Here is a 1,840-nt window from a genome sequence, read left to right on the forward strand (position 1 = left end):
ACGGAAGGGGAGCTGCTGGCGCAGGTTGAGCCGGAGGACCTGATCAAGTTCGGCCTGATCCCTGAGTTTATCGGTCGTCTGCCGGTGGTGGCGACGCTGACCGAACTGAGCGAAGACGCGCTGATCCAGATCCTGCGCGAGCCGAAAAACGCGTTGACCAAGCAGTACCAGGCGCTGTTTAACCTGGAAGGCGTGGATCTCGAGTTCCGTGACGAGGCGCTGACCGCCATCGCGAAGAAGGCGATGTCGCGTAAGACCGGCGCACGTGGCCTGCGTTCGATTGTCGAAGCCGCGTTGCTGGACACCATGTACGATCTGCCGTCGCTGGACGATGTGGAGAAAGTGGTGGTGGATGAGTCGGTAATTGACGGCAACGGCGCGCCGAAGCTGATCTATGGCCAGTCGGAAGCGCAGCAGGCTTCTGGCGAGTAGTGGTGTTAATCCTGCCCGGTGGCTTTGTGCCGCCGGGGAGTTGCCAAAAAAAAGAGCCCGCAGCAGTGCTGCGGGCTCTTTTTTATGCTTAGCGCCGTTTAGACTTTCAGCTCAGTCCACTGGCTGATGACGTGGGTGGCAATACCGTAGTCTACCGCCTGCTCCGGACTCATCCAGTAGTTGCTGTCGGTGTCTTTCTCGACTTTCTCCAGCGGCTGACCGGTCGCTTTACTGATCAGCTGATTAATACGCGCGCGTGCGCGCAGCAGCTCTTTCGCTTCAATTTCAATATCTGACACTTTACCACGCACGCCGCCCAGCGGCTGGTGGATCATGAAGCGGGTATTAGGCAGCGAGTAGCGGTTCTCTTTCTCGGCGGCGAGGAAGATAGTAATGCCGGCGCTGGCCACCCAGCCGGTGCCGATCACCACCACTTTCGGCCGCACGAACTTAATCATATCGTGAATGGTGTCACCTGCTTCGACGTGGCCGCCCTGGCTGTTAATGAACAGCTTGATTGGCTCATCGCCCATCTCCTGCAGGATCAGCAGCTGAGCGGTGACTTTCTCCGCCAGCTCCTGATTGATCTCACCGGAGATAATGATCGAGCGCGACTGCAGCAGTTTGCTGACTGCCAGCGCAGAGTTCTTCTCTTCCTGGCCGTTTTCTTCTTTCTTTGGCTCTTGAGGCATGCCTGACAACTCCATCGGATTCTGTAAGTGACCAGAGTTTAGCATAATCCAATGGTCAGCTAAATCAACCGGCTTTTCGCCCGTTATTCATCATGCAAAACAGCGGGTTAATTGTGCAAAAGTCGCCGGGGAATGCGCTGTCAGCGCGGGATGCGCGTGTCATCAGAGTTCACAGTTTTAAGCCTGAAATCCGGCCTGAAACCCGGTTTTACTCCCATTTATCCGGCAAAGTGGGCTATATTAGGGTCTGGTACGCGAAAATTAAGACAGCCCACTCAGGTCTGTTCAAGAAGGCATGAGGTTTAACTGATGACAGAGAAACGCAAAGACGGTTCAGGAAAGCTGCTGTACTGCTCTTTTTGCGGCAAAAGCCAGCATGAAGTGCGCAAGCTGATTGCCGGCCCGTCAGTGTACATCTGCGATGAGTGCGTTGATTTATGTAACGACATCATTCGCGAAGAGATTAAGGAAGTGGCGCCGCACCGTGAGCGTAATTCCCTGCCGACGCCGCATGAAATCCGCCACCACCTGGATGACTACGTCATCGGCCAGGTGCGGGCGAAAAAGGTGCTGTCGGTGGCGGTGTATAACCACTACAAGCGCCTGCGCAACGGCGATACCAGCAACGGCATCGAGCTGGGAAAAAGTAACATTCTGCTGATCGGGCCGACCGGCAGCGGTAAAACGCTGCTGGCGGAAACGCTGGCGCGGCTGCT

At 56.0% G+C, this 1,840-nt stretch carries 2 protein-coding genes and 1 pseudogene; 2 read left to right on the top strand and 1 reads right to left on the bottom strand.

All coding sequences use genetic code 11. The features are described 5' to 3' along the window. A pseudogene (gene clpX / locus NV64_RS22650) lies at window positions 1-432 on the top strand (ATP-dependent Clp protease ATP-binding subunit ClpX); the annotation flags it as partial. A gap of 98 nt (window positions 433-530) precedes the next feature. Here the strand turns inward: clpX and NV64_RS22655 are convergent. Next, window positions 531-1,124 (bottom strand): ATP-dependent Clp protease proteolytic subunit, encoded by a 594-nt coding sequence (locus NV64_RS22655; RefSeq protein ID WP_056236417.1) that lies wholly within the window; start codon window positions 1,122-1,124, stop codon window positions 531-533. A 309-nt stretch (window positions 1,125-1,433) separates the two neighbouring features. Here NV64_RS22655 and NV64_RS22660 point away from each other — a divergent pair. Beyond that, window positions 1,434-1,840: ClpX C4-type zinc finger protein (locus NV64_RS22660; protein ID WP_199177720.1), on the top strand; the 407-nt coding region annotated here is incomplete at its 3' end.

It is taken from the genome of Erwinia sp. B116, assembly GCF_002865965.1.
Taxonomy (GTDB): Bacteria; Pseudomonadota; Gammaproteobacteria; order Enterobacterales; family Enterobacteriaceae; genus Erwinia.

Bases quoted from the DNA above. Each gene is read 5' to 3' on its own strand.
- NV64_RS22655 (WP_056236417.1), bottom strand. From the start codon at position 1,124: ATGCCTCAAGAGCCAAAGAAAGAAGAAAACGGCCAGGAAGAGAAGAAC.